General features: G+C 61.6%; 25 protein-coding genes and 1 tRNA gene. 22 read left to right on the top strand and 4 right to left on the bottom strand.

The annotated features are described in order from the left end of the window. The first annotated feature begins 32 nt into the window (after window positions 1-32). From AC07SZ_RS23100 to tgt, 6 genes are read left to right on the top strand one after another with little or no spacing between them, the layout of a single operon-like run. Complete coding sequence (locus tag AC07SZ_RS23100; RefSeq protein ID WP_413814140.1) at window positions 33-527, top strand: peptidylprolyl isomerase; 495 nt, start codon at window positions 33-35, stop codon at window positions 525-527. A 30-nt stretch (window positions 528-557) separates the two neighbouring features. After that, on the top strand, window positions 558-1,070 hold the full coding sequence (locus tag AC07SZ_RS23095) for a peptidylprolyl isomerase (protein ID WP_056576829.1): 513 nt from the start codon (window positions 558-560) through the stop codon (window positions 1,068-1,070). A 12-nt stretch (window positions 1,071-1,082) separates the two neighbouring features. After that, window positions 1,083-1,532: a DMT family transporter gene (locus AC07SZ_RS23090; protein ID WP_056576832.1), complete on the top strand. Its 450-nt coding sequence runs from the start codon at window positions 1,083-1,085 to the stop codon at window positions 1,530-1,532. Continuing rightward, window positions 1,532-2,620: a tRNA preQ1(34) S-adenosylmethionine ribosyltransferase-isomerase QueA gene (queA, locus tag AC07SZ_RS23085; protein ID WP_494916015.1), complete on the top strand. Its 1,089-nt coding sequence runs from the start codon at window positions 1,532-1,534 to the stop codon at window positions 2,618-2,620. Before AC07SZ_RS23090 ends, queA begins: the two co-directional genes overlap by 1 nt. Beyond that, complete coding sequence (locus AC07SZ_RS23080) at window positions 2,610-2,879, top strand: hypothetical protein (protein ID WP_494916014.1); 270 nt, start codon at window positions 2,610-2,612, stop codon at window positions 2,877-2,879. Before queA ends, AC07SZ_RS23080 begins: the two co-directional genes overlap by 11 nt. Next, window positions 2,872-4,002, top strand: a complete 1,131-nt coding sequence (gene tgt, locus AC07SZ_RS23075; RefSeq protein WP_494916013.1) for a tRNA guanosine(34) transglycosylase Tgt — start codon at window positions 2,872-2,874, stop codon at window positions 4,000-4,002. Before AC07SZ_RS23080 ends, tgt begins: the two co-directional genes overlap by 8 nt. Before the next feature lie 4 nt (window positions 4,003-4,006). Here the strand turns inward: tgt and AC07SZ_RS23070 are convergent, their stop codons facing one another. Further along, window positions 4,007-4,426 carry a DUF4864 domain-containing protein gene (locus AC07SZ_RS23070; RefSeq protein WP_494916011.1) on the bottom strand — a complete coding sequence of 140 codons (420 nt, stop codon included), beginning with the start codon at window positions 4,424-4,426 and terminating at the stop codon, window positions 4,007-4,009. A gap of 253 nt (window positions 4,427-4,679) precedes the next feature. Between AC07SZ_RS23070 and AC07SZ_RS23065 the strand changes: the two genes are divergently transcribed. The 16 genes from AC07SZ_RS23065 to AC07SZ_RS22990 all read left to right on the top strand — a co-directional run bounded on the left by AC07SZ_RS23065 (window position 4,680) and on the right by AC07SZ_RS22990 (window position 21,471). Beyond that, a complete protein-coding gene (locus AC07SZ_RS23065; protein WP_010909609.1) occupies window positions 4,680-4,916 on the top strand; it encodes an Lrp/AsnC family transcriptional regulator in 237 nt (78 codons plus the stop codon). Between the two features lie 170 nt (window positions 4,917-5,086). Then, a complete protein-coding gene (locus AC07SZ_RS23060; protein ID WP_056576849.1) occupies window positions 5,087-6,499 on the top strand; it encodes a circularly permuted type 2 ATP-grasp protein in 1,413 nt (470 codons plus the stop codon). A gap of 127 nt (window positions 6,500-6,626) precedes the next feature. Next, a complete protein-coding gene (locus AC07SZ_RS23055) occupies window positions 6,627-7,568 on the top strand; it encodes an alpha-E domain-containing protein (RefSeq protein ID WP_056576852.1) in 942 nt (313 codons plus the stop codon). Between the two features lie 7 nt (window positions 7,569-7,575). Then, entirely contained in the window at window positions 7,576-8,367 is a 792-nt protein-coding gene (locus tag AC07SZ_RS23050) for a transglutaminase family protein (RefSeq protein WP_056576855.1), read from the top strand. 32 nt (window positions 8,368-8,399) lie between these two features. Beyond that, window positions 8,400-9,131, top strand: a complete 732-nt coding sequence (locus AC07SZ_RS23045; RefSeq protein ID WP_056576858.1) for a proteasome-type protease — start codon at window positions 8,400-8,402, stop codon at window positions 9,129-9,131. Window positions 9,132-9,335: 204 nt separating this feature from the next. Then, window positions 9,336-10,757: a pyridoxal phosphate-dependent decarboxylase family protein gene (locus AC07SZ_RS23040; protein WP_494916009.1), complete on the top strand. Its 1,422-nt coding sequence runs from the start codon at window positions 9,336-9,338 to the stop codon at window positions 10,755-10,757. 118 nt (window positions 10,758-10,875) lie between these two features. Next, window positions 10,876-11,643 carry a DeoR/GlpR family DNA-binding transcription regulator gene (locus AC07SZ_RS23035; RefSeq protein ID WP_172350404.1) on the top strand — a complete coding sequence of 256 codons (768 nt, stop codon included), beginning with the start codon at window positions 10,876-10,878 and terminating at the stop codon, window positions 11,641-11,643. A gap of 126 nt (window positions 11,644-11,769) precedes the next feature. Further along, on the top strand, window positions 11,770-13,296 hold the full coding sequence (gene glpD, locus AC07SZ_RS23030) for a glycerol-3-phosphate dehydrogenase (protein WP_494916008.1): 1,527 nt from the start codon (window positions 11,770-11,772) through the stop codon (window positions 13,294-13,296). Window positions 13,297-13,337: 41 nt separating this feature from the next. Then, window positions 13,338-14,417, top strand: a complete 1,080-nt coding sequence (locus AC07SZ_RS23025) for an ABC transporter ATP-binding protein (RefSeq protein WP_056576869.1) — start codon at window positions 13,338-13,340, stop codon at window positions 14,415-14,417. Between the two features lie 10 nt (window positions 14,418-14,427). Further along, entirely contained in the window at window positions 14,428-15,495 is a 1,068-nt protein-coding gene (locus AC07SZ_RS23020) for an ABC transporter ATP-binding protein (protein ID WP_056576872.1), read from the top strand. Then, window positions 15,496-16,362 carry a carbohydrate ABC transporter permease gene (locus tag AC07SZ_RS23015; RefSeq protein ID WP_056576874.1) on the top strand — a complete coding sequence of 289 codons (867 nt, stop codon included), beginning with the start codon at window positions 15,496-15,498 and terminating at the stop codon, window positions 16,360-16,362. It begins immediately after the preceding gene. Between the two features lies 1 nt (window position 16,363). Then, a complete protein-coding gene (locus AC07SZ_RS23010) occupies window positions 16,364-17,284 on the top strand; it encodes a carbohydrate ABC transporter permease (protein ID WP_056576877.1) in 921 nt (306 codons plus the stop codon). A gap of 2 nt (window positions 17,285-17,286) precedes the next feature. Further along, entirely contained in the window at window positions 17,287-17,574 is a 288-nt protein-coding gene (locus AC07SZ_RS23005) for a DUF2160 domain-containing protein (RefSeq protein ID WP_056576880.1), read from the top strand. A gap of 79 nt (window positions 17,575-17,653) precedes the next feature. Continuing rightward, window positions 17,654-19,378 (top strand): ABC transporter substrate-binding protein, encoded by a 1,725-nt coding sequence (locus AC07SZ_RS23000; protein ID WP_494916005.1) that lies wholly within the window; start codon window positions 17,654-17,656, stop codon window positions 19,376-19,378. A 91-nt stretch (window positions 19,379-19,469) separates the two neighbouring features. Beyond that, complete coding sequence (gene glpK / locus AC07SZ_RS22995; RefSeq protein ID WP_494916003.1) at window positions 19,470-20,963, top strand: glycerol kinase GlpK; 1,494 nt, start codon at window positions 19,470-19,472, stop codon at window positions 20,961-20,963. Window positions 20,964-20,994: 31 nt separating this feature from the next. Beyond that, window positions 20,995-21,471, top strand: a complete 477-nt coding sequence (locus AC07SZ_RS22990; protein WP_056576888.1) for a DUF6882 domain-containing protein — start codon at window positions 20,995-20,997, stop codon at window positions 21,469-21,471. 97 nt (window positions 21,472-21,568) lie between these two features. Here the strand turns inward: AC07SZ_RS22990 and AC07SZ_RS22985 are convergent, their stop codons facing one another. From AC07SZ_RS22985 to AC07SZ_RS22975, 3 genes are all read right to left on the bottom strand, one after another. Next, on the bottom strand, window positions 21,569-22,057 hold the full coding sequence (locus AC07SZ_RS22985; protein ID WP_494916001.1) for a BA14K family protein: 489 nt from the start codon (window positions 22,055-22,057) through the stop codon (window positions 21,569-21,571). A gap of 263 nt (window positions 22,058-22,320) precedes the next feature. After that, window positions 22,321-22,396: transfer RNA gene (locus AC07SZ_RS22980), tRNA-Lys, on the bottom strand. Window positions 22,397-22,543: 147 nt separating this feature from the next. After that, window positions 22,544-23,002, bottom strand: a complete 459-nt coding sequence (locus AC07SZ_RS22975) for a hypothetical protein (protein WP_494915999.1) — start codon at window positions 23,000-23,002, stop codon at window positions 22,544-22,546. Window positions 23,003-23,046: the final 44 nt, after the last annotated feature.

The following is a 23,046-nucleotide window of genomic DNA, read 5'->3' as shown; positions in this document are numbered from 1 at the left end:
TTTCCGCCTATGCCGCCGATCCCGAAAACACCATGATCATCACGCTGAAGGACGGCGACGTCACGATCGCGCTGCGGCCCGACCTGGCGCCCAAGCATGTCGCGCAGATCAAGAAGCTCGTGCGTGACCATGCCTATGACAATGTCGCCTTCCACCGCGTGATCGACGGCTTCATGGCGCAGACCGGCGACGTCAAGTTCGGCAACATGAAGAAGGGTTTCAACTCGCAGGCCGTCGGCACCGGCGGTTCGGACCTGCCGGACCTGCCTGCCGAGTTCTCTCAGACCGAGCACTACAAGCGCGGCGTGGTCGGCATGGCCCGCTCGCAGGATCCGAACTCCGCCAATTCGCAGTTCTTCATCATGTTCGCGCCGGCGCCGCCGCTCGACGGCCAGTACACCATCGTCGGCAACGTCGTCAGCGGCATGGAACTGGTGGACAAGATCAAGAAGGGTGACGAGGCCGACAACGGTACGGTTACCGACCCGGACCGGATGATCAAGGTGCGCATCGCCGCGGACAAATAATTCTGTTTTTTGAGAAAAAGGATATCTGACATGGCTGAGATCAAGGACCGCGAGAACGCGCTCATCCTGGAAACGACCAAGGGCAAGGTCGTCATCGAACTTTTCCCCGACCTGGCTCCGGGCCATGTCGCTCGCATCAAGGAACTGGCCAGGGAAGGCGCTTACGACGGCGTGGTCTTCCACCGCGTCATCGACGGCTTCATGGCGCAGACAGGCGACGTGAAGTTCGGCAATTCGAACAAGCCGACCTTTGCTCCTTCGCGCGCGGGCATGGGCGGTTCCGACAAGCCGGACCTGAAGGCTGAGTTCTCCAACGCCAACCATGGCCGCGGCACCTGCTCGATGGCGCGTGCGCAGAACCCGAACTCTGCCAATTCGCAGTTCTTCATCTGCTTCGACGATGCCGCTTTCCTCAACCGCCAGTATACGGTCTGGGGCCAGGTCATCGAAGGCATGGACAATGTCGACAAGATCAAGCGCGGCGAGCCGGTTGTCGATCCCGACAAGATCGTGTCGCTGAAGGTCGCGGCGGACGTCAAGTAAGGCGAGACGACAATGATGGGCGTCGTCTGGTCGCTTCTCGGCATCCTGTCCGGCGCCTTCATTGCCATTCAGGCCCCGATCAATTCGCAGCTGGCGCGCGGCCTGGGTCTCCCGGTCGCGGCCGCTGCCTTCTCGTTCCTGTCGGGCGCCATCGTGCTCGGGATCATCTCCGTCACGGTGGTGAAGCTGCAAGGAATCTCGCTCGACTGGAAGGCGCCGGCGCCGTGGCTGTTCGTTGCCGGCGGCATGCTCGGCGGATTCTATGTCACGCTCTCCACTATTCTCACGCCGCGCATCGGGGCCGCCGCCTTGATGGCGTTCCTCGTGGCCGGCCAGCTGCTGGCCGGCATGCTTATCGATCGCGTCGGCTTCCTGGGCGTCGCGGTGCGCGAGATCTCGCTAGGCCGGGTCGCCGGCGCGGTGCTGCTGCTGGTCGGGGCGCTGCTCGTCCGGCTCTACTGATGCGCGTCGATCTCTTCGACTTCGACCTGCCGGAAGAGCGCATTGCGCTCCGCCCGGCGGAGCCGCGCGACAGCGCCAAGATGCTGGTGGTCAAGCCGGGCGAAGCGCTTGAAGACCGGGCGGTTGGCGACCTGCCATCCCTACTCAGGGCCGGCGATGTGCTGGTGTTCAACGACACCAAGGTCATTCCGGCGCAGCTCAAAGGCGTCAGGCGGCGCGGCGAAGCGGCGGCGCAAGTCGAAGCGACACTGCATATGCGGGTGGCGCCCGATCGTTGGCTAGCCTTCATGCGGCCAGGCAAGCGTATCGCCGCCGGCGACCGCATCCATTTCGGTCATGACGGCAATTCCTGTTTCCTCGGCCAGCTCGACGCCACCGTGATCGAGAAGGGCGAGGGCGGCGAGGCGCTGCTTGGCTTCGACCTGTCAGGGCCTTTCCTCGACGAAGCGCTGCAGGCCGTCGGCCACATCCCGCTGCCTCCCTACATCGCCTCGAAGCGCGACGACGACGAGCGCGACCGCGCCGACTACCAGACCATCTATGCAAGGGAGGAAGGCGCGGTCGCCGCCCCTACCGCAGGCCTGCATTTCACGCCGGAGCTTTTCGCGGCTCTCGACGCCAGGGGTGTCGAACGCCACTTCGTGACCTTGCATGTCGGCGCCGGCACGTTCCTGCCGGTGAAGGCCGACGACACCGCCGACCACAAGATGCATGCCGAGATCGGTTCGGTCAGTGAAGCGACTGCCGACGCGCTTAACGCTGCCAAGGCGAGGGGCGGGCGCATCATTGCCGTTGGCACGACCTCGCTACGCCTGCTGGAGAGTGCCGCGCGTGAAGATGGCACGGTGCCAGCGTGGTCCGGTCCGACCGACATCTTCATCACGCCCGGCTACCGCTTTCGCACGGCCGACATGCTGATGACCAATTTCCATCTGCCGCGCTCGACGCTGTTCATGCTGGTTTCGGCCTTCAGCGGTCTCGACACGATGCGTGGCGCCTATGCGCATGCCATTGCGAACCGGTACAGGTTCTACTCCTATGGAGACGCAAGCCTGCTTTTTCGAGCGGAGATGAGCGATGGACGATGATCTGCAAGCCCTCGATCGCGAAGGCCTGATCGCCGAAGTGAAAAAGCTGCGCGCCGGCATTCGCGCGCATCGCGACACGTCAGGCCATGATCTCTGCTGGCATCACCCGGATCTGTGGGACCTGCTGCCTGAAAAGACCGCGCCATCGATCGCCGTGCCGCCCTGGCCAAAATTCATGCGCGGCTGCGTGCAATACCGCCAGTCGCTCGACAGGCAGGCGCCTGAAGCGGCGGTTCATGACAAGGAATTCAATGGCTAAGCCGTTCAGCTTCAAGGTTCTGGCGACCGACGGCAAGGCGCGGCGCGGTGTCATCGACATGCCGCGTGGCGAAATTCGCACGCCGGCCTTCATGCCCGTCGGCACCGGCGGCACCGTCAAGGCCATGTATATGGAACAGGTGCGCGGCGTCGGCGCCGACATCATCCTGGGCAACACCTATCACCTGATGCTGCGGCCGGGCGCCGAGCGCGTGGCGCGGCTCGGCGGCCTGCACGAATTCGCCCGCTGGCCGCATCCGATCCTGACCGACAGCGGCGGTTTTCAGGTGATGTCACTGTCGAAGCTGAGGAAACTGACCGAGAAAGGCGTCACCTTCCGCTCACATATCGATGGCGCAGCCTACGAGATGTCGCCGGAGCGTTCGATCGAGATTCAAGGCCTGCTTGATTCCGATATCCAGATGCAGCTCGACGAATGCACGGCGCTGCCAGCTGAGTTGAAGGAGATCGAGCGCGCCATGGAGCTGTCGCTGCGCTGGGCCGAGCGCTGCAAGGTGGCGTTCGGCGACCAGCCCGGAAAGGCGATGTTCGGCATCGTGCAGGGGGGCGACAACGCGGCGCTGCGCGTGCGTTCGGCGCAGGCGCTGAGCGCGATGGATCTCAAGGGCTATGCGGTCGGCGGCTTGGCCGTCGGCGAGCCGCAAGCGGTGATGCTCGAGATGCTCGACATCACCTGTCCGGAGCTGCCTGATGACAAGCCGCGCTATCTCATGGGTGTCGGTACGCCCGACGATATCCTGAAATCGGTGGCGCGCGGCATCGACATGTTCGATTGCGTCATGCCGACACGGGCCGGCCGGCACGGCCTTGCCTATACAAGGCGCGGCAAGGTCAATCTGCGCAACGCGCGCCATGCGGACGACCCGCGCCCGCTGGACGAGGAAAGCGACTGCCCGGCAGCGCGGGATTATTCGCGTGCCTATCTGCATCATCTCGTGCGCTCGCAGGAGGCGCTTGGCGCGATGCTGCTCACCTGGAACAATCTTTCCTACTACCAGAAGCTGATGCAGGAGATCCGCGCCGGGATCGAGACCGGGAGCTTCGAGACGCGTGGGGCCGAGATCACGGAGGGCTGGGCGAGGGGCGACATCCCCGTCCTGTAAAACCTCAGGTGCTCAGCGAATTCGACGCGCGCAGGCTGCAGCCGGTAATCTGGAACGTGCCGTCGGGCTGCTGCTGCAGTGTGTAGACAGCCTCGTAGTCCTTGCCGTCGGGGCCGACGATGAGCACCTGCTGTACAATTGAACCCGGGCCCGTCTGTTCGACCTTGCCGAAGGCATAGGACTGTGGCTTGCGCACCGGCGGGTAGCCATTGGTCACCATGTTCATGAAGGCATCGATGGTCGGGAACACCTGCTTCACGTTCGGGGCGGCGAAGCTGTAGGCCTTGGCGCCATCATCGGCGAGGAGGGCCTTCAACTGACCATCGATGACAGCCTGGCCAGCCCTGATTTCGGCATCGCCGGCAAAGGCCGAGGATATGAAGATGAATGGAATGACTGCGAATGCGAAAAAAGCGCGACGCATGGCTTGTCTCCGTCGTTCCTCGGAATGGTCCCTCGAGAATGATATCTGAAGACCCACGGTAACATACGCTTGGCGATGCATCCCGGTTTCACCGATTGCGAATATTCGCCACCGGAATGTCATGCCCGTTGCGGGGCTGCGCGAGGCCGTGGCCAGTGCCCGTGTCGGCCAAGTACGGATTCCAATGCTTGAAAGGCCGCCTCCAGTCTGCCAGAAGGGCCGCTTGGACTTGGACGTTTAGCGGGACGAAGCCATGAAGGCGTTTTTCGTGCAGATCAAATGCGAGCTGGGCAAATCCTATGAAGTTGCCAGCGCGCTTGCCGATGCCGAGATCGCCTCGGAGATTTACTCCACTGCCGGCAATTACGATCTGCTTGCCAAATTCTATGTCGACGATGAGGAAGATGTCGGCCACTTCGTCAACGAGAAGGTGCAGATTCTCCCGGGCATCAAGGACACGTTCACGGTCGTCACGTTTCGTGCCTTCTAGCCGGGAATGCATTTGCCCGGGCGCGAGGCAAAGCCTGATCAAGGCCGTATTTCAGCTGCCTCAATTTTAGGCAGGCGCGACATACTGATCGCCCGGACCTCCCAAATCACCGATTGCGCTTGATTTTCTCCGGCGACGCCAGTGAAATGGCGTCACAGGGGAGTATGCGATTGGCAGCGTTCGATGAAATGCTTCCGGAAGTCTCCGGATTGAGAAGACCGTATTCGGCTTACGATCGCTGGCTGAAGGAGCAGGATCCGGCCAGGCTTACTGAGAAGATGCAGGACGCCGAACGCGTCTTCCGCAAAACCGGAATCACCTTTGCCGTCTACGGCGAGCAAGAGGCGTCCGAGAGACTTATTCCCTTCGACATCGTTCCGCGCATCATTTCGGGCAATGAGTGGCGACGCCTGACGCAAGGCATCGAGCAGCGCGTGCAGGCGCTGAACGCCTTCCTCGACGACATATACCATCGCCAGGAGATCCTGCGCGCTGGCCGTGTCCCCAGGGACCTCATCGCCAGGAACGAGGCTTTCCTGCCGGAGATGATCGGGGTGCGGCCGCCGGCCGGCGTCTACACCCATATCATTGGCGTCGATATCGTGCGCATCAGCGAGGACGAATTCTACGTGCTGGAGGACAATGCACGCACGCCGTCGGGTGTCTCCTACATGCTGGAGAACCGCGAGACGATGATGCAGCTGTTCCCAGAGCTGTTCCAGAAGATCAAGGTGCGGCCGGTCGAGAACTACCCGCAGCTGCTGCGCCAGTCGCTGGCGGCGGTGCGGCCGCAGAGCACCAAGGGCGCGCCGACCATCGCGGTGCTGACACCAGGCAGTTTCAACTCGGCCTATTTCGAGCACGCCTTCCTTGCCGACCAGATGGGCGTGCAACTGGTCGAGGGGCAGGATCTGCGCGTCGTCGACGGCCATGTCGCGATGCGCACGACCGAGGGCTACAAGCAGATCGACGTGCTTTACCGCCGCGTCGACGATTCCTTCCTCGACCCGCTGACCTTTCGGCCGGATTCGGCCCTCGGCATACCGGGCATCATGGATGTCTACCGCGCCGGCAACATCACCATTGCGAATGCGCCGGGCACCGGTATCGCCGACGACAAGGCGATCTATTCCTACATGCCCGAGATCGTCGAATTCTACACAGGCCGCAAGGCGATCCTCGGCAACATCCCCACGTGGCGCTGTTCCGAGCCGGACAGCCTGAAATATGTGCTCGAGCACATCCATGAGCTGGTGATCAAGGAAGTGCACGGGTCCGGCGGCTACGGCATGCTGGTCGGCCCGGCGGCGACCAAGAAGGAATGCGAGGCGTTCGCCAAGAAACTGGCCGCGAAGCCTTCGAACTATATCGCCCAGCCGACACTGGCGCTGTCGACCTGCCCGATCCTGACCGACAAGGGGCTGGCACCGCGCCACGTCGATCTCAGGCCCTACGTGCTGGTTTCCGACCGCATCCAGATCGTGCCCGGTGGCCTGACGCGCGTGGCGTTGAAGGAAGGCTCGCTGGTGGTCAATTCCTCGCAGGGCGGCGGAACGAAAGATACCTGGGTGTTGGATGACTGAGTGAGTAGGGAATAGTCAGTAGGCAGTAGTGAAATTAAGGGGACGGGAAATGCCATATTCCATTGAGATTCAATCGCTTACTATTCCCTACTCACGATTCCGTACTCACTAGCCCGAAGGGCCTCACATGCTTTTAGGCCGGACCGCCAACGGGCTCTACTGGATGAACCGCTACATAGAGCGGGCCGAAAACATGGCGCGGCTGGTCGATGCCGGGCTGCGCATGGCGCTGACGCGCACGCAAAGCGCGTCGGAGGAATGGAATTCGGTGCTGCTCAGCGCCGGCTCCGACGTCGCCTTCCAGCAGAAGTATTCTGACTATACGGCGGCCGATGTCGCCGATTTCCTGCTGCGCGACACCTCGAACCCGTCGAGCACGATGTCGTCGATCGAGACGGCCCGCAACAATGCCCGCATGGTGCGCACCGCGCTGACGCGCGAGACCTGGGAAAGCATCAACGAAGCCTGGATGTCACTGAAGCGGATGCTGGCCAGGCCGATCGACGAGCGTGACCTGCCAAGCGTCCTCGACGCGATCAAACGCGAGACGGCGCTGATCCGCGGCTCGTTCTACGGCACCATGCTGCGCAACGAGATCTTCGATTTCTCGCAACTCGGCACCTATGTCGAGCGCGCCGACAACACGGCACGCATCCTCGATGTGAAATATTACGTGCTGTTGCCGTCGATCTCCTGGGTCGGCTCGACGCTCGACAACTATCAGTGGGAATCGATCCTGCGCTCGGTGTCGGCGCATCGCTCCTATCGCTGGGTCTACGACGCCGACTACAAGCCGACCAATATCGCCGACTACCTGATCCTCAACGTACGCATGCCGCGTTCGCTGACTTTCTGCTACCGCTTCCTGTCTGAACATCTGAAGTTCCTCGGCGACGATTACGGCGAGCGTCACGCCTGCCACGCAACGGCGGAGAAGACGCAGACCATGCTGAGGGCAGGGTCGATCAAGGACATTTTTGATGCCGGCCTGCATGAGTTCCTGGCCAACTTCATTCGCGACAATACCAGGCTCGGCGACGAGATCGCGCAGGATTACCGGTTTTATTGAGGAAGCCATGAGGCTCAAGATCACGCACCGGACCGAATACCGTTACGACGCGCCGGTGCAATATCTGCTGCAGCGGCTGCGGCTGCTTCCGGTGAGCGGGCAGACACAGACGGTCCTGTCATGGGCGCTGAAGGTCGAGGGCGCGCGCGAGGAAGTGCGATTTACCGACCACTATGGCAACGATACCCGACTGCTGAGCGTCGAGGGTGACCATGACTTCATCACGGTCGAGGCGTCTGGCGAGGTGGTGACGCGCGACACGTCAGGCGTTAGCGGGCCGCATCACGGCTTCGCGCCGCTGTGGTTGTTTGCCCAGGAGACACCGCTGACCACCATAGGCGGTGGCATTCGCGATCTTGCCGAAGCGGTCGGCGCGGGCACCGATATCGAGAGGCTGCATCGGCTGATGGCAATGATCGGCGAGCGCGTCGCCTACACGCCCGGCACCACCAATGCGACGACACCGGCTGAAGAGGCGCTGGCGCTGAAAACCGGGGTTTGCCAGGACCACAGCCATATCTTTGCCGCCACCGCGCGCGCCATGGGTTTTCCCTCGCGCTACATCAGCGGATATCTGATGATGGATGCCGTCGAACAAGCGGCAAGCCATGCCTGGGCCGAAGCGCATGTCCCGGGCCTCGGCTGGGTCGCCTTCGACCCCGCCAACGGTATTTCTCCCGATGAACGCTATGTGAAGGTGGCCACCGGCCGCGACTATCGCGATGCCTCGCCGGTATCGGGAATTCGGCTGGGGCAGGCGGAAGAACAGCTTGCGGTCACCGTCACGGTGGAGCAGTAATCCCGCAAGGATTAGTGCCAAGAAGAGATTCCATGACCTATTGCGTCGGCCTGAAGATCGATCGCGGGCTCGTGTTCATGTCGGACACGCGCACCAATGCCGGCATGGATTCGATCTCGACCTTCAAGAAGATGCATGTATGGGAGCAGCCCGGCGAACGCGTCATCGTGCTTATGTCGGCCGGCAATCTGGCGACGACACAGGCCGTGGTCAGCCTGCTCGACGAACGTACGAAGGCGGTCGGCGATCGTCACGAGAAGCTCCTGGACACGCCATCCATGTACCAGGCGGTGCGGCTGGTCGGCGACACGGTCAAGGAGGTGATCGCGCATTCCTCGCCCGCCGGCGAGAAAGCCGATTCCTATTTCAATGCCTCCTTCATCCTTGGCGGACAGATCAAGGGCAGTCCGCCGCGGCTGTTCATGATCTATCCCGAGGGCAATTTCATCGAGTCGACCGACGACACGCCGTTCTTTCAGATCGGCGAGACCAAATACGGCAAGCCGATCATCATTCGCGCCTATGAGCGGACCATGAGCCTGGCCGAGACGGTGAAGCTGCTCCTGGTGTCGTTCGATTCGACGCTGAAATCGAACCTGTCGGTTGGCTTGCCGCTCGACCTTCTGTTCCTTGAGAAGGATACTTTCAAGGTTGGCCTGAAGAAGCGGATCGGTCAGGACGACCAGTATTACCGCACGATCTCCGATGGCTGGTCGAATGCGTTGAAGACGGCTTTTGCCAGCCTGCCGGATTTCCCGGGATAATGCATGTCGCCCAAAGCGCCCCCGGTTCTAGGCGAACGACATGCATGAAAACAAGGACCCAAAGCGCATCGCCGTCGATCCGATCAAATGCAATGCGCTTCGGGGCGCGGCGCGGCAGGCGACAGCTGTTGCATCTTTTGCATGTTAACTAGCGTGGAATCGAGAGCCGGACCAAGGTGCCGGCGATCATGTCGGGAGGACAGGATGAACACCGACGAGTTCCGGCAATGGTCGCAGCGTGCCGCCGACTGGGGTGCCGACTATCGCAATTCATTGCGCGAGCGGCGGGTGCGGCCGCTGGTCGATCCAGGCGACATTTTCAGGAGCATCGAAGCCACTCCGCCCGAAGACGCCGAACCGATGGACAGGATCTTCGCCGACTTCGAGGAGAAGATCGTGCCGGGGATGACGCATTGGCAGCATCCGCGCTTCTTCGCCTATTTCCCGGCCAACGCGGCGCCGGTCTCGGTGGTGGCCGAGTATCTGGTGTCGGCAATGGCCGCGCAATGCATGCTTTGGCAGACGTCGCCGGCCGCGACCGAACTCGAAACACGCACCGTGGACTGGATGCGCCAGGCGCTCGGCCTGCCCGAGGGGTTCTCCGGCGTGATCCAGGATTCAGCCTCGTCGGCGACACTCAATGCCGTGCTGACCATGCGCGAGCGGGCGCTGGATTGGCAAGGCAACCGACAGGGCCTGGCCGGGCAGGCACGGCTGCGCGTCTATTCCTCGAATCAGGTGCACACTTCGATCGACCGCGCGATATGGGTTTCGGGCATCGGCGAGGACAATTTGGTGCGCATTCCTGTCAGCGGCCGTTTCCGCTCCATGGATACAGCGGCTCTGGAAGCGGCAATTGTCGCTGATCGTGCGGCCGGAATGCTGCCCGCCGGCATCATAGGCAGCGTCGGTGGAACCAGCATCGGCGGCACGGACGATATCGCCGCGATCGCCGGTGTGGCGCGCCGGCATGGGCTCTATCTGCATGTCGATGCCGCCTGGGCCGGGTCGGCAATGATCTGCCCGGAGTATCGCCATTTCTGGGCCGGAGCCGAACACGCGGATTCTGTCGTCTTCAACCCGCACAAATGGCTTGGCGCACAGTTTGACTGCTCCATCCAGTTCTTGCGACAGCCGGAAGACCTGGTGCGTACGCTGGCGATCAAGCCCGAATTCCTCAAGACGCACGGACGTGACGGCATCATCAACTATTCCGAATGGTCGGTGCCGCTCGGCCGGCGCTTCCGCGCCTTGAAATTGTGGTTCCTGCTGCGCGCCCACGGGCTGCAAAACCTGCGCGCCATGATCCGCAACCATGTCGCGTGGAGCGAGGGGCTTGCCGCACGGCTGGCGGGAGAGCCGGATTTCGAGATCGTCAGCGAACCGATGCTGTCGCTGTTTTCGTTCCGGCACAAAACGACTTCAAGCGCTGATGCCGACGAGCATAATCTGCGGCTGGTCAATGCGATCAACGACGACGGCCGTATCTACCTGACGCAGACGAGGGTCGACGGCCAGGTGGCAATACGGTTCCAGGTCGGCCAATTCGAAACGACCGCTGGTGACGTCGACGCGGCTTTTGCCGTCATCACCGAAATCGCGAGGAATAGCGCGATCCAGCCTTGATGGCGTTGCGTTTCGGCTTTGCCTTGGCGATCAGGTGATTTCTGTTAGCCGGCTTATGCCTTTTCATGGCTTTCGCTTTCGTTTATAGACAAGAAAAACGAAAACGGGAGCTTGCCTTATGTATCTGTCTCCGCGCCATGCCGAGATCATCCAGATGGCCAAGGACCATGGCCGTGTGCTGGTCGACGACCTGGCCACTCATTTCAATGTGACGCCGCAGACCATTCGCAAGGATCTCAACGATCTATGCGACCAGCGGCTGCTTTCGCGCATCCATGGCGGCGCCTTGTTCCCTTCCGGGATCGAGAACATGGAGTATGAGGCGAGGCGCAAGATCGCGGCGGACGAGAAGGAAGCGATCGGCCGCGCCGCGGCAAGGCTGATTCCCGACAATGCCTCGCTGTTCATCAATATCGGAACCACGACGGAGGCGGTCAGCAAGGCGTTGCTTGATCACAGCGGCCTCATGGTCATCACCAATAACATCAATGTTGCCAACAGGATGCGCATATATCCTTCGATCGAGGTGGTGATCGCCGGCGGTGTCGTGCGCGGCTCGGACGGCGGCGTCGTCGGCGAAGCCGCGGTCGATTTCATCCGGCAGTTCAAGGTCGACTACGCCGTCATCGGCGCTTCGGCCATCGACCACGACGGCGCCTTGCTCGATTTCGATTTTCGCGAGGTGAAGGTGGCGCAGGCGATCATTGCCAATGCCAGGCACGTCATCCTGGTCTCCGACCAGACCAAGTTCGAGCGCACCGCGCCGGTGCGTATCGGCCACCTGTCACAGGTCAACACCTTCATCACCGACCGTTGCGACATCGCATCGGTACGCAAGATCTGCCAGGAGGCGGAAGTTCAACTGATCGAGACGTCGCTTGGCTGAGGCTGATCACGGCCGCCTCACGATGTCGTGATATTTCGTTTGACATTCGTTATCAGTTCGAAATAATTCCGCCACGGTTTCGCAAAAGACCAAAAATGGTGCAATGCGAAATCGTGGAGGCTTTAAGTGGACACAACTTCAGTCCGGGATATTTTCGTAATCGGCGGCGGCATCAATGGCTGCGGTATAGCCCGCGATGCCGTGGGGCGCGGGTTTTCGGTTTTTCTCGCCGAGATGAACGACCTCGCCTCCGGAACCTCCTCCGGTTCGACCAAGCTGATCCATGGCGGCCTGCGTTACCTCGAATTCTACGAATTCCGCCTGGTGCGCGAGGCGCTGATGGAGCGTGAGGTTCTGTGGAAGAACGCGCCGCACATCATCTGGCCGATGCGTTTCGTGCTGCCGTATGCCAAGGGCCTGCGCCCCGCCTGGCTGATCCGGCTCGGCCTGTTCCTTTACGACCACATTGGTGGCCGTAAATTACTGCCGGCGACCAGAACCCTCGACATGGCGAGCGACCCGGCGGGAAAGCCTTTGAAGCCGCTGTTCAAAAAGGCTTTCGAATATTCCGACGGCTGGGTGAACGATGCGCGCCTGGTGGCGCTCAACGCACGCGATGCCGCTGATCGTGGCGCGACAATTCGAACCCGTACGAAGGTTGTCGGCGCGCATCGCGAAGACGGCCTTTGGACAATCAAGGTCCAGAATCTTCAGAACGGCGAGATCGAGGAGGTCAAGGCCCGGCTGCTGGTCAATGCCGCCGGACCATGGGTCGATCACGTGCTTTCCGGCGTCGTCGGCCTGAACGATGTGCACAATGTCCGTCTTGTGCAGGGCAGCCATATCGTCATAGCCAAGAAATTCGACGATCCGCGCGCCTATTTCTTCCAGAACAAGGATGGCCGCATCATCTTCGCCATTCCCTACGAGGAAGAGTTCACGCTGATCGGCACCACCGACCGGGATTATCCCGGCGATCCGCATGACGTGAAGATCAGCGATACCGAGATCGATTATCTTTGCGCGGCGGCCAGCGAGTATTTCGCGCAACCTGTCAAGCGCTCGGATATTGTCTGGACCTATTCGGCGGTGCGTCCGCTCTATGATGACGGCGCTTCCAAGGCGCAGGAAGCAACGCGTGACTACGTGCTGAAGGCCGAAGGCGGCGAGGGCGAAGCGCCGATCGTCAATGCTTTCGGCGGCAAGATCACCACCTACCGCCGGCTGTCTGAATCGATGCTGGAGAAGATCGAGGGTTTTCTCGGCAAGCGCGGCAAGCCCTGGACGTCGGACGCGCCGCTGCCGGGCGGCGATTTCCCGGCCACCGGTTTCGATGCGCAGGTGGCCAAGCTGAAGACTGCCTATCCATTCCTCGATGCGCGCCTCGCCAGGCGGCTGACGCGGCTCTACGGGACGCGCGCTCAGGTTCTGCTCGGACTTGCCAAGTCAAATGCCGAGCTCGGCCGCGATTTCGGTGGCGACCTCTACGAGGCCGAGGTTCGCTATCTCGTTGAAAACGAATGGGCCATCACCGCCGAGGATGTGTTGTGGCGCCGGACCAAGCGCGGCCTGCATCTCGCCCGCGAGCAGGTCGCGGCCCTCGATGAATTCATGCGCGGCATAAGCCGCCGGCATGTCGTGGCCGCCGAATGAGGAGATTTTGAGCTGATGCGGAAAGCCTGGGAGGAGGCGTCATGCTTGAACTGAGGAACGTCACCAAGACAGTCGGTGCGGTAGAGCACATACACGACGTGTCGCTGACCCTTCAGCACGGCTCGCTCAACGTGCTGCTTGGACCGACGCTTTCCGGCAAGACCAGCCTGATGCGGCTGATGGCCGGCCTCGATGCGCCGACCTCCGGTTCGGTCTGGTTCGATGGCCATGATGTCACGGGCACACCGGTGCAGAAGCGCAAGATCGCCATGGTCTACCAGCAGTTCATCAATTATCCGGCGATGACTGTCTATGAGAACATCGCCTCGCCTCTGAGGGTGGCCGGCGTCGAGCACGGCAAGATCGACAGCCAGGTGCGCGAGGCCGCCGCGCTTCTCAAGCTGACGCCCTATCTCGACCGCACACCGCTCAACCTGTCGGGCGGCCAGCAGCAGCGCACGGCGCTGGCGCGCGCCATCGTCAAGAATGCCAGCCTGGTGCTGCTCGACGAACCACTCGCCAATCTCGACTACAAGCTGCGCGAGGAGTTGCGGGCCGAACTGCCGAGGATTTTTGCCGCCGCCGGCACCATCTTCGTCTATGCCACCACGGAGCCGCACGAGGCGCTGCTGCTCGGCGGCAACACGGCTACGCTGTCGGAAGGCCGCATCACCCAGTTCGGGCCGACAATCGACGTCTTCCGCAGGCCGGTCGACCTGGTGACGGCCAGGACCTTCGCCGATCCGCCGCTCAACACCATCGTGCTGGCCAAGAAAGGCGCCGACTTCCTGCTCGAAGGCGGGGTGAAGCTGCCGGTGCCATCCGAACTCGTCGGCATCGCCGACGGCAACTACACGATCGGCTTCCAGCCGCACCATCTTTCACTCGAACGGCCCAATGCCTCGGCGGTGCCGGTGCGGGCAAAGGTCACCATCACCGAGATTACCGGGTCCGAGAGCTTCATCCATCTCGATTTCGCCGATGTGCGCTGGGTGATGCTGGCGCACGGCATCCGCGATTTCGAGACCGACGCGGTGGTCGAGGTGTTCATCGACCCGCGACACATCATGGTCTTCGACGAGTACGGCCGCGCCGTGGCCGCGCCGAAGCTTGCGGCTTGAGGAGGGCGATATGGCGCGCATCGACGTCAACCATGTCAGGCATTCCTACCTGCCGAACCCGCGGAAGGATGCCGATTTCGCGCTGCGGGAAGTGCACCACACTTTCGAGGATGGTGGCGCCTATGCGCTGCTCGGCCCGTCCGGCTGCGGCAAGACCACGCTTCTCAACATCATTTCGGGGCTGCTTCATCCCTCGCACGGCCAGTTGCTGTTCAACGGCAGGGACGTGACCAATCTGTCGACGCAGGAGCGCAACATCGCGCAGGTGTTCCAGTTCCCGGTCATCTACGACACCATGACCGTCTACGACAATCTGGCCTTCCCGCTGCGCAATCGCGGCGTGCCGGAGGCCGATGTCGACCGCAAGGTGCGCGAGACGCTGGAGATGATCGACCTGGCGTCGTGGGCGAAGAAGAAGGCGAGGGGCCTGACCGCCGACCAGAAGCAGAAGATCTCGCTCGGCCGCGGGCTGGTGCGCTCCGATGTCAACGCCATCCTGTTCGACGAGCCGCTGACGGTCATCGACCCGCACATGAAATGGGTGCTGCGCTCGCAGTTGAAGCAGCTGCATCGGCGCTTCGGCTACACCATGGTCTACGTCACCCATGACCAGACCGAGGCGTTGACCTTCGCCGACCAGGTTGTGGTCATGTATGATGGCGGTATCGTCCAGATCGGCACGCCGGCGGAACTCTTCGAGCGGCCGCGCCACACTTTTGTTGGCTATTTCATCGGCTCGCCCGGCATGAACGTCATGCCGGTGGCGATCGACGGCAAGACGGCGACGCTCGGCTCCCAGCGGATCGAATTGCCGGGCGCACCCAAAGCGGCCGGCGGTGCCGTCGAACTCGGCATCCGTCCCGAATATGTGCGTCTCGGCCGCGACGGCATGGCTGTTTCAATCAGCAAGGTCGAGGATCTGGGTCGTCACAAGGTGGTGCGCGCCAAATTGGAGGGGCGCGACATCGCCGCCGTCATCGGCGAGGACGAGGCCGTTCCGGCCGAACCGAAGGTGCGGTTCGAGCCTGCGGGCATCAACATCTATGCCGATTCCTGGCGTGTCGAGATGGGGGCATAGATGGACAAGACCTGGAACAACAAGGCCTGGTTCCTGGTGCTGCCGGTGCTGGTGCTGGTGGCGTTCTCGGCCGTCATCCCGCTGATGACCGTCGTCAATTATTCGGTGCAGGACACGTTCGGCAACAACGTCTTCTTCTGGGCCGGCACGGAGTGGTTCGAGGAACTGCTGCATTCCAGCCGCTTCTGGGAGGCGATGAGCCGCAACCTCATCTTCTCCTTCATCATCCTCGCCATCCAGGTGCCGCTTGGCATCTTCATCGCGCTCAACATGCCGAAGAAGGGCTGGGGGGTGCCGGTCTGCCTGGTGCTGATGGCGCTGCCGCTGCTGGTGCCGTGGAACGTCGTCGGCACCATCTGGCAGGTGTTCGGGCGCAACGATATTGGCCTGCTCGGCTACTACGTCAATGCGCTCGGCATCGACTACAATTACGTGCAGGATCCGTTCGACGCCTGGGTGACGATCATCGTCATGGATGTCTGGCACTGGACGAGCCTCGTCGTGCTGCTCTGCTATGCCGGTCTGGTCTCTATCCCGGACGCCTTCTACCAGGCGGCCAAGATCGACGGCGCGTCGCGCTGGGCGGTGTTCCGCTACATCCAACTGCCGAAGATGCAGCGGGTGCTTTTGATCGCGGTGCTGCTGCGCTTCATGGACAGTTTCATGATCTATACCGAGCCTTTCGTCGTCACCGGCGGCGGGCCGGGCAACTCGACGACTTTCCTGTCGATCGACCTGGTCAAGACGGCGCTCGGCCAGTTCGACCTCGGTCCGGCGGCCGCCATGTCGCTGGTCTACTTCCTCATCATCCTTTTGTTGTCATGGGTGTTCTACACCGTGATGACCAATTACGACGCGGAGCGCTGAGATGGCCGGCGCCAATGAACGAACCGAGCGCAATGCGATGAACGGGGCAGCCGCCGCGGAAGGTCTGGCCAGTTCGCTGTCGCAGAGCGAACTCGACAGGCGCATGCGCCGCCGCGGCGAGGAATCGCGCTGGTGGTGGATCGTGCCGACGCTCTACATCTTCGTGCTGTTGCTGCCGATCTACTGGCTCATCAATATGAGCTTCAAGACCAATGCGGAGATCGTCAATTCGCTGACGCTCTATCCGCACGCGCCAACCATCGCCAACTATGTCACGATCTTCACGCAGAAGGCCTGGTATTCCGGCTATATCAACTCGATCACCTATGTCGTCATGAACATGGTGATTTCGGTGTCCGTGGCCTTGCCGGCGGCCTACGCCTTCTCGCGCTACCGCTTCCTTGGCGACAAGCATCTGTTCTTCTGGCTGCTCACCAACCGCATGGCGCCGCCGGCGGTGTTCGCGTTGCCGTTCTTCCAGCTCTACTCCGCGTTCGGCCTGATCGACACGCATATCGCGGTGGCGCTGGCGCACTGCCTGTTCAACGTGCCGCTGGCGGTGTGGATCCTCGAAGGCTTCATGTCCGGGGTGCCGAAGGAGATCGACGAGACCGCCTATATCGATGGCTATTCCTTCCCGCGCTTCTTCATAAAGATATTCATGCCGCTGATCGCCAGCGGCATCGGTGTCGCCTGCTTCTTCTGCTTCATGTTCTCGTGGGTCGAACTGCTGATCGCCCGCACACTGACCACGACCGACGCCAAACCCATCGCGGCGACCATGACCCGCACAGTGTCGGCATCGGGCATGGACTGGGGGCTGCTGGCCGCCGCCGGTGTGCTGACGCTGATCCCCGGCGCGCTCGTGATCTGGTTTGTGCGAAACTACATCGCCAAGGGCTTTGCCCTGGGGAGGGTTTGACCATGAATCTCGACTTCTCCTGGATGGCATGGACCTGGCCGACGGCCGCCTTCTTCATCGTCATCGCGCTGCTGCTGGTCGGCATGGGGGTCTGGGAATACGCGTCGCCCGGCGGCAATCCGCGTGTCGGCGTGCTGCGCTTCGAGACGACGCGCGGCGATCGCCTCTTCGTTTCGCTGCTTGGCAGCGCCTTTATCCATCTCGCTTGGCTGGGTCTGATTGGGCCCAGCCTGTGGTGGGCTCTCGCTCTCTCCGTGGTCTACGCCATCGGCGTGTTCCGCTACGTATAGAGGGGGAAACTGTTGGAGCGGCCGCGTGCTGGCGACCGCTCCAGATCGCACTTGAACCTTGAAAAGTGGAGGAAACACAATGCGACGGCAATTCCTAACATCAACGACTGCCCTTGTGCTATTGCTCGGTGTGGGCAACGCCTATGCCGGCATGGATGAGGCAAAAGCCTTTTTGGACAAGGAGATAGGCGACGTTTCATCTCTATCACGCGCCGATCAAGAAAAAGAGATGCAGTGGTTTATCGACGCCGCCAAGCCGTTTGCCGGCATGGAAATCAAGGTCGTGTCGGAAACGCTGACGACGCACCAGTACGAGTCGCAGGTGCTGGCTCCGGCCTTCGCCGCCATCACCGGCATCAAGGTCACGCATGACGTCATCCAGGAGGGCGACGTCGTCGAGAAGATCCAGACCCAGATGCAGACCGGCCAGAACCTTTATGACGGCTGGGTCAACGACTCCGACCTGATCGGCACCCATTGGCGCTATCAGCAGGTGCGCAACCTGACCGACTGGATGGCCAATGAAGGCAAGGATGTAACCAATCCGGGCCTCGATCTGAAGGATTTCATCGGCTCCTCCTTCACCACTGCGCCGGACAAGAAGCTCTACCAGCTTCCCGACCAGCAGTTCGCCAACCTCTACTGGTTCCGTTACGACTGGTTCAACGACGAGAAGAACAAGGCCGATTTCAAGGCCAAGTACGGCTACGACCTCGGCGTGCCGGTCAACTGGTCGGCCTATGAGGACATCGCGGAATTCTTCACCGGCCGCGATGTCGGCGGCAAGAAGGTCTATGGCCACATGGACTACGGCAAGAAGGATCCCTCGCTGGGCTGGCGCTTCACCGACGCCTGGCTGTCGATGGCCGGTAACGGCGACAAGGGCATCCCGAACGGCCTGCCGGTCGACGAATGGGGCATCAAGGTCAACGAGAAATCGCAGCCGGTCGGCTCCTGCACGGCGCGCGGCGGCGACACCAACGGCCCGGCGGCGGTCTATTCGATCCAGAAATACCTCGACTGGCTGAAAGCCTATGCGCCGCAGGAAGCGCAAGGCATGACCTTCTCCGAATCGGGTCCGGTTCCGGCGCAGGGCAACATCGCCCAGCAGATCTTCTGGTACACCGCCTTCACCGCCGACATGGTCAAGCCCGGCCTGCCGGTGATGAATGACGACGGTACGCCGAAGTGGCGCATGGCGCCGTCGCCGCATGGCGTCTACTGGAAGGACGGCATGAAGCTCGGCTACCAGGACGTCGGTTCGTGGACGCTGATGAAGTCGACGCCTGAAGACCGGGCGAAGGCTGCCTGGCTCTACGCCCAGTTCGTGACCTCGAAGTCCGTGGACGTGAAGAAGAGCCATGTCGGCCTCACCTTCATCCGCGACTCCACCATTCACGACAAGAGCTTCACCGAACGTGCGCCGAAGCTCGGCGGCCTGATCGAGTTCTATCGCTCGCCGGCCCGCGTGCAGTGGTCGCCGACCGGCACCAATGTGCCGGACTATCCGAAGCTGGCGCAGCTGTGGTGGCAGGCGATCGGTGACGCGTCGTCGGGCGCCAAGTCGGCCCAGGAAGCGATGGACTCGCTCTGTGCCGAGCAGGAAAAGGTCATGGGCCGCATCGAGAAGTCCGGCGTCCAGGGCGACATCGGGCCGAAGCTCGCCGAGGAACACGATCTCGCCTACTGGAACGCTGACGCGGCCAAGGCGGGCAATATCGCTCCTCAGCTCAAGATCGAGACCGAGAAGGAAAAGCCGCAGACCATCAACTACGACGAACTGGTCAAGAGCTGGCAGAAGTAGGACTGTCTATGCGGGCGTTCACGCCCGTGTGAAATTGGGGGAGGCGGCGCGTTGCCGTCTCCCTTCTTTGCGTCAAGGCGGAGGATGTTGAATGAACGGTTTTGTGCTGGCAATCGACCAGGGAACGACGTCGACCCGGGCGATCCTGTTCGATGCCCAGATGAAAGTCGTGGGCAGCGGGCAGGAGGAATTCACCCAGCACTATCCTGCCTCCGGCTGGGTTGAACATGACCCGGAGGAGATCTGGGCAAGTGTCGTGACGACCATGAAGGCCGCGCTGAAGGCCGCTGGCCGTGAGGCATCCGACGTTGCCGCTATCGGTATCACCAACCAGCGTGAGACCGTCGTCATCTGGGACAGGGCGACGGGCAAGCCGATCCACAATGCGATCGTTTGGCAGGATCGCCGCACCGCGCCGCTGTGTCAGAAGCTGAAGAAGCAGGGGCTGGAAAAGAAATTCACGCGCAAGACCGGGCTGCTGCTCGATCCTTATTTTTCCGGCACCAAGATCGCCTGGATGCTCGACAAGGTGAAAGGGGCGAGGAAGCGCGCCGAGAAGGGCGAGTTGCTGGCCGGCACCATCGACAGCTTTCTGATCTGGCGGCTGACCGGTGGCAAGGTCCACGCCACCGATGCCACCAACGCCTCGCGCACGCTGGTCTACAACATCGCGGAAAACGCCTGGGACGACGAATTGCTGGCCATTCTCAACATCCCGGCAAAAATGCTGCCCGAGGTCAAGGATTGCGCCGATGACTATGGAGCGACCGAGAAGAATCTGTTCGGCGCCGAGATAAGAATCCTCGGAGTGGCCGGCGACCAGCATGCCGCGACCATCGGCCAGGCCTGCTTCGAGCCGGGCATGATGAAATCCACCTATGGCACCGGCTGTTTTGCGCTGCTCAACACCGGCAGCGATCTGGTGCGTTCGAGAAACCGGCTTTTGACCACCATTGCCTACCGGCTGAACGGCAAGACCACCTACGCGCTGGAGGGTTCGATCTTCATTGCCGGGGCGGCCGTGCAATGGCTGCGCGACGGCATCAAGGTGATCGGCAAGGCCGAGCATAGCGGGCAATTGGCCGCCGAGGCCGACCCGACGCAGAATGTCTACCTGGTGCCGGCTTTCGTCGGTCTTGGCGCGCCGCATTGGGACGCGGATGCGCGCGGCGCCATTTTCGGGCTGACACGTAATTCCGGCCCGGCGGGATTTGCGCGGGCCGCACTCGAATCCGTCGCCTACCAGACCCGCGACCTGCTCGACGCCATGCGCAAGGACTGGAAGGGGACTTCAGCCAAAACGGTTCTCCGGGTCGACGGCGGCATGGTGGCGTCGGACTGGACGATGCAGCGCCTGGCCGACATACTCGACGCGCCCGTCGACCGCCCGACCATCCTCGAGACGACCGCGCTGGGTGCGGCGTGGCTCGCCGGCTCGAAAGCAGGGGTTTGGCCGAAGGCGAAGGAGTTTGCCAAGGGCTGGGCGCTCGAGCGGCGGTTCAAGCCGGAGATGGACGCTTCGACACGATCCGCGAAGCTGGCGGGCTGGCGCGATGCTGTTCGCCGAACGCTGAGCGTGCCATAACAGCCGCCTCAGAACGGCTTGGGGTGGGGATATGCAGCCAGACTGGTATGATGCTTGGCGCGACGAGGCTTTTAAACAGCTAACCGCCAGGAATGCCATGTTGGCGAAGGAGTTTCGTCTCGGCCACTGGTCACGTTACGACTACGATCTGACGATCGGTAGGCTTTTGTTCTCGCAGGACGGAGCCGTCAAGGTTGTCGCCGAGATTCAGATTGCCGGTACCACGAGTGCCAGGGCAAGTAACTGGCTCTGGGCTTGGGCAAATTCAAACTTGCCCGACCGGCTCCTTAGCGATGCGAAGCAGGTTCGATCCTTCGGAGAGATGAATAGCATTGACGAACTCGCCCAATCCTATGTGACGGATGAGGACGATCAACTGGAAGCGCTTGGTTGGGAACTTAGCGCGGTGATGTCCCGAATCTGCAACGGGTTGGGGATCTATCGATGCCCCGGCAGTGACGGCGGGGGTCTTTATCTGATGCTTAAGACAATCGAGTGGGCAAGGTGATGCGAAAACTGTTCGTCTTGACCAATCGACGAGATGTCCGCGCCGTTGCCGGCGCGGACTTTACTCAGCACTTTTCAGTTACACCAACACGCTTGGATCAATAAGGGGAACGGCATTCCCGCCTCGGGCCGTAATTCGGCTGGAAGGTGTTGTCCGAAGCCCGGTAGCTGCGGTAGTGGTCGTAGCACCACTGCACATGGGAATTGCCCTCGTATACGCGGTGGTTCTCGCTGTTGACGATCGCACCCGTGATCAGCGCGCCGGTCGCGAAGGCTGCCAGCGGGAACCAATAATCGCCGTGGCGGCGATAGCCGCGATGGTATTCGCGATAGCCGCGATGGCCATTCCAATAGCCGCCGCCGTCGTTGTTGCGAGCAAAGTTGCGATTACCGTTGAAATGGCGATTGCCGAAATTGCGGTTGAAGTGACGGTTGTTCATCCACGGCTTGTAATCGACCGTCTGCACATCGCTCGAAGCCGGTGCCGCCTGCGGCACAAACATCTGCGCTGCATTGGCAGGCACAGCAGCCGCGGCAAACGAAGCCGAAAGTGTGGTCGCCAGTATACCCGTTACGATCTTATTCATGGTCTTCTCCTTCGAAAGGGTGATTGACGTCCCTTGTGGCGAGACAACGGGTGATATGGGCGAAGGTTCCTCGCCAAATCCCAAGTTGCTGATTTGTAATGTTTCTCCGGGTTGTACTCGTGTCGGCGGGAGGGCTGCGCCTTTATGTCTGCGGGAGGCTGCTAATGCTGCGGGAAGGCTGTGCCTTTGCTTCGCCAAGAGCTTGCGGCTCGTGACCGAAGTGGGCAGGGAATTATAATGGCAGGGTTTTTTTGTTGAGCGAATGGTGAGCGCGATGGGATTCGAACCCATGACCTACTGATTAAAAGTCAGTTGCTCTACCGGCTGAGCTACGCGCTCCCGCGGGCTAGAAAGGCGGCCCTCGAAATTGCGCGGAACATAGGGAGAGTGCCTCGACCGGTCAACCGGAAAAGAACGTCCGCGAGCCAGACTTTTCAACGACCAGTCAGACCTTTGAGCCGCACCGCAGGAATGCGCAACGACCGCTCAGCCGTTCCGCGACAGATGCACGTCCAGGACGGCGGCCTTCTTGGCGATCAGCCCTTCCAGATCCGCGTCCGATCGGGTGGTGCCGGTCCGCTCGCGCAGCAGTGAGATCACGGTGCTCATCGAAAGTGGGGTGGTTTGGGAAAGCGCAGCGGTCTGAGTGCCCAGAATGGCATCCACCGCGCCGGCAACATCCGGAGTCTCCGTTGGTGCGCGCATGGTCGGTTCCTTTCTGTTCAGGTCCGCCTCGGCGCTATCAGCCGGTCCCCTGGCGCCGCGATCGAAGACCACCGCCAGGCCGTTCTTCACCGCGAGTGCGGCGACCATGTCGTCGAGCTTGCGATCGGACAGGGCTGGGTCAGCTGGTTTCAGCATCCTGCGGATCACCCTGGCAGCCTGATCCGTCGATACGAAGCCATAACGCCGTTTCCTGGCCTCGACATATTGCTCGATGATCATGCTCAGGCGTCGAGCCGCGATATCCCTGGGCTCCTGCACTTAGG

This window comes from Mesorhizobium sp. GW821-FHT07A06 (assembly GCF_059419085.1).
Note: the sequence above shows the minus strand (reverse complement) of the source record. Positions and strands in the feature narration are given on the sequence as shown.

Excerpts from the sequence above, each read along its gene's own strand:
- AC07SZ_RS23025 (WP_056576869.1), top strand. The coding sequence starts at position 13,338 with ATGCTTGAACTGAGGAACGTCACCAAGACAGTCGGTGCGGTAGAGCAC.
- AC07SZ_RS23090 (WP_056576832.1), top strand. The coding sequence starts at position 1,083 with ATGATGGGCGTCGTCTGGTCGCTTCTCGGCATCCTGTCCGGCGCCTTC.
- tgt (WP_494916013.1), top strand. The coding sequence starts at position 2,872 with ATGGCTAAGCCGTTCAGCTTCAAGGTTCTGGCGACCGACGGCAAGGCG.
- AC07SZ_RS23000 (WP_494916005.1), top strand. The coding sequence starts at position 17,654 with ATGCGACGGCAATTCCTAACATCAACGACTGCCCTTGTGCTATTGCTC.
- AC07SZ_RS23015 (WP_056576874.1), top strand. The coding sequence starts at position 15,496 with ATGGACAAGACCTGGAACAACAAGGCCTGGTTCCTGGTGCTGCCGGTG.
- AC07SZ_RS23045 (WP_056576858.1), top strand. The coding sequence starts at position 8,400 with ATGACCTATTGCGTCGGCCTGAAGATCGATCGCGGGCTCGTGTTCATG.
- AC07SZ_RS23005 (WP_056576880.1), top strand. The coding sequence starts at position 17,287 with ATGAATCTCGACTTCTCCTGGATGGCATGGACCTGGCCGACGGCCGCC.
- AC07SZ_RS23095 (WP_056576829.1), top strand. The coding sequence starts at position 558 with ATGGCTGAGATCAAGGACCGCGAGAACGCGCTCATCCTGGAAACGACC.
- AC07SZ_RS23055 (WP_056576852.1), top strand. The coding sequence starts at position 6,627 with ATGCTTTTAGGCCGGACCGCCAACGGGCTCTACTGGATGAACCGCTAC.
- AC07SZ_RS23040 (WP_494916009.1), top strand. The coding sequence starts at position 9,336 with ATGAACACCGACGAGTTCCGGCAATGGTCGCAGCGTGCCGCCGACTGG.
- AC07SZ_RS23100 (WP_413814140.1), top strand. The coding sequence starts at position 33 with ATGATCATCACGCTGAAGGACGGCGACGTCACGATCGCGCTGCGGCCC.
- AC07SZ_RS22990 (WP_056576888.1), top strand. The coding sequence starts at position 20,995 with ATGCAGCCAGACTGGTATGATGCTTGGCGCGACGAGGCTTTTAAACAG.
- AC07SZ_RS23010 (WP_056576877.1), top strand. The coding sequence starts at position 16,364 with ATGGCCGGCGCCAATGAACGAACCGAGCGCAATGCGATGAACGGGGCA.
- AC07SZ_RS23035 (WP_172350404.1), top strand. The coding sequence starts at position 10,876 with ATGTATCTGTCTCCGCGCCATGCCGAGATCATCCAGATGGCCAAGGAC.
- queA (WP_494916015.1), top strand. The coding sequence starts at position 1,532 with ATGCGCGTCGATCTCTTCGACTTCGACCTGCCGGAAGAGCGCATTGCG.
- AC07SZ_RS23065 (WP_010909609.1), top strand. The coding sequence starts at position 4,680 with ATGAAGGCGTTTTTCGTGCAGATCAAATGCGAGCTGGGCAAATCCTAT.
- glpK (WP_494916003.1), top strand. The coding sequence starts at position 19,470 with ATGAACGGTTTTGTGCTGGCAATCGACCAGGGAACGACGTCGACCCGG.
- AC07SZ_RS23080 (WP_494916014.1), top strand. The coding sequence starts at position 2,610 with ATGGACGATGATCTGCAAGCCCTCGATCGCGAAGGCCTGATCGCCGAA.
- AC07SZ_RS23020 (WP_056576872.1), top strand. The coding sequence starts at position 14,428 with ATGGCGCGCATCGACGTCAACCATGTCAGGCATTCCTACCTGCCGAAC.
- AC07SZ_RS22985 (WP_494916001.1), bottom strand. The coding sequence starts at position 22,057 with ATGAATAAGATCGTAACGGGTATACTGGCGACCACACTTTCGGCTTCG.
- AC07SZ_RS22975 (WP_494915999.1), bottom strand. The coding sequence starts at position 23,002 with ATGATCATCGAGCAATATGTCGAGGCCAGGAAACGGCGTTATGGCTTC.
- AC07SZ_RS23050 (WP_056576855.1), top strand. The coding sequence starts at position 7,576 with ATGAGGCTCAAGATCACGCACCGGACCGAATACCGTTACGACGCGCCG.
- AC07SZ_RS23070 (WP_494916011.1), bottom strand. The coding sequence starts at position 4,426 with ATGCGTCGCGCTTTTTTCGCATTCGCAGTCATTCCATTCATCTTCATA.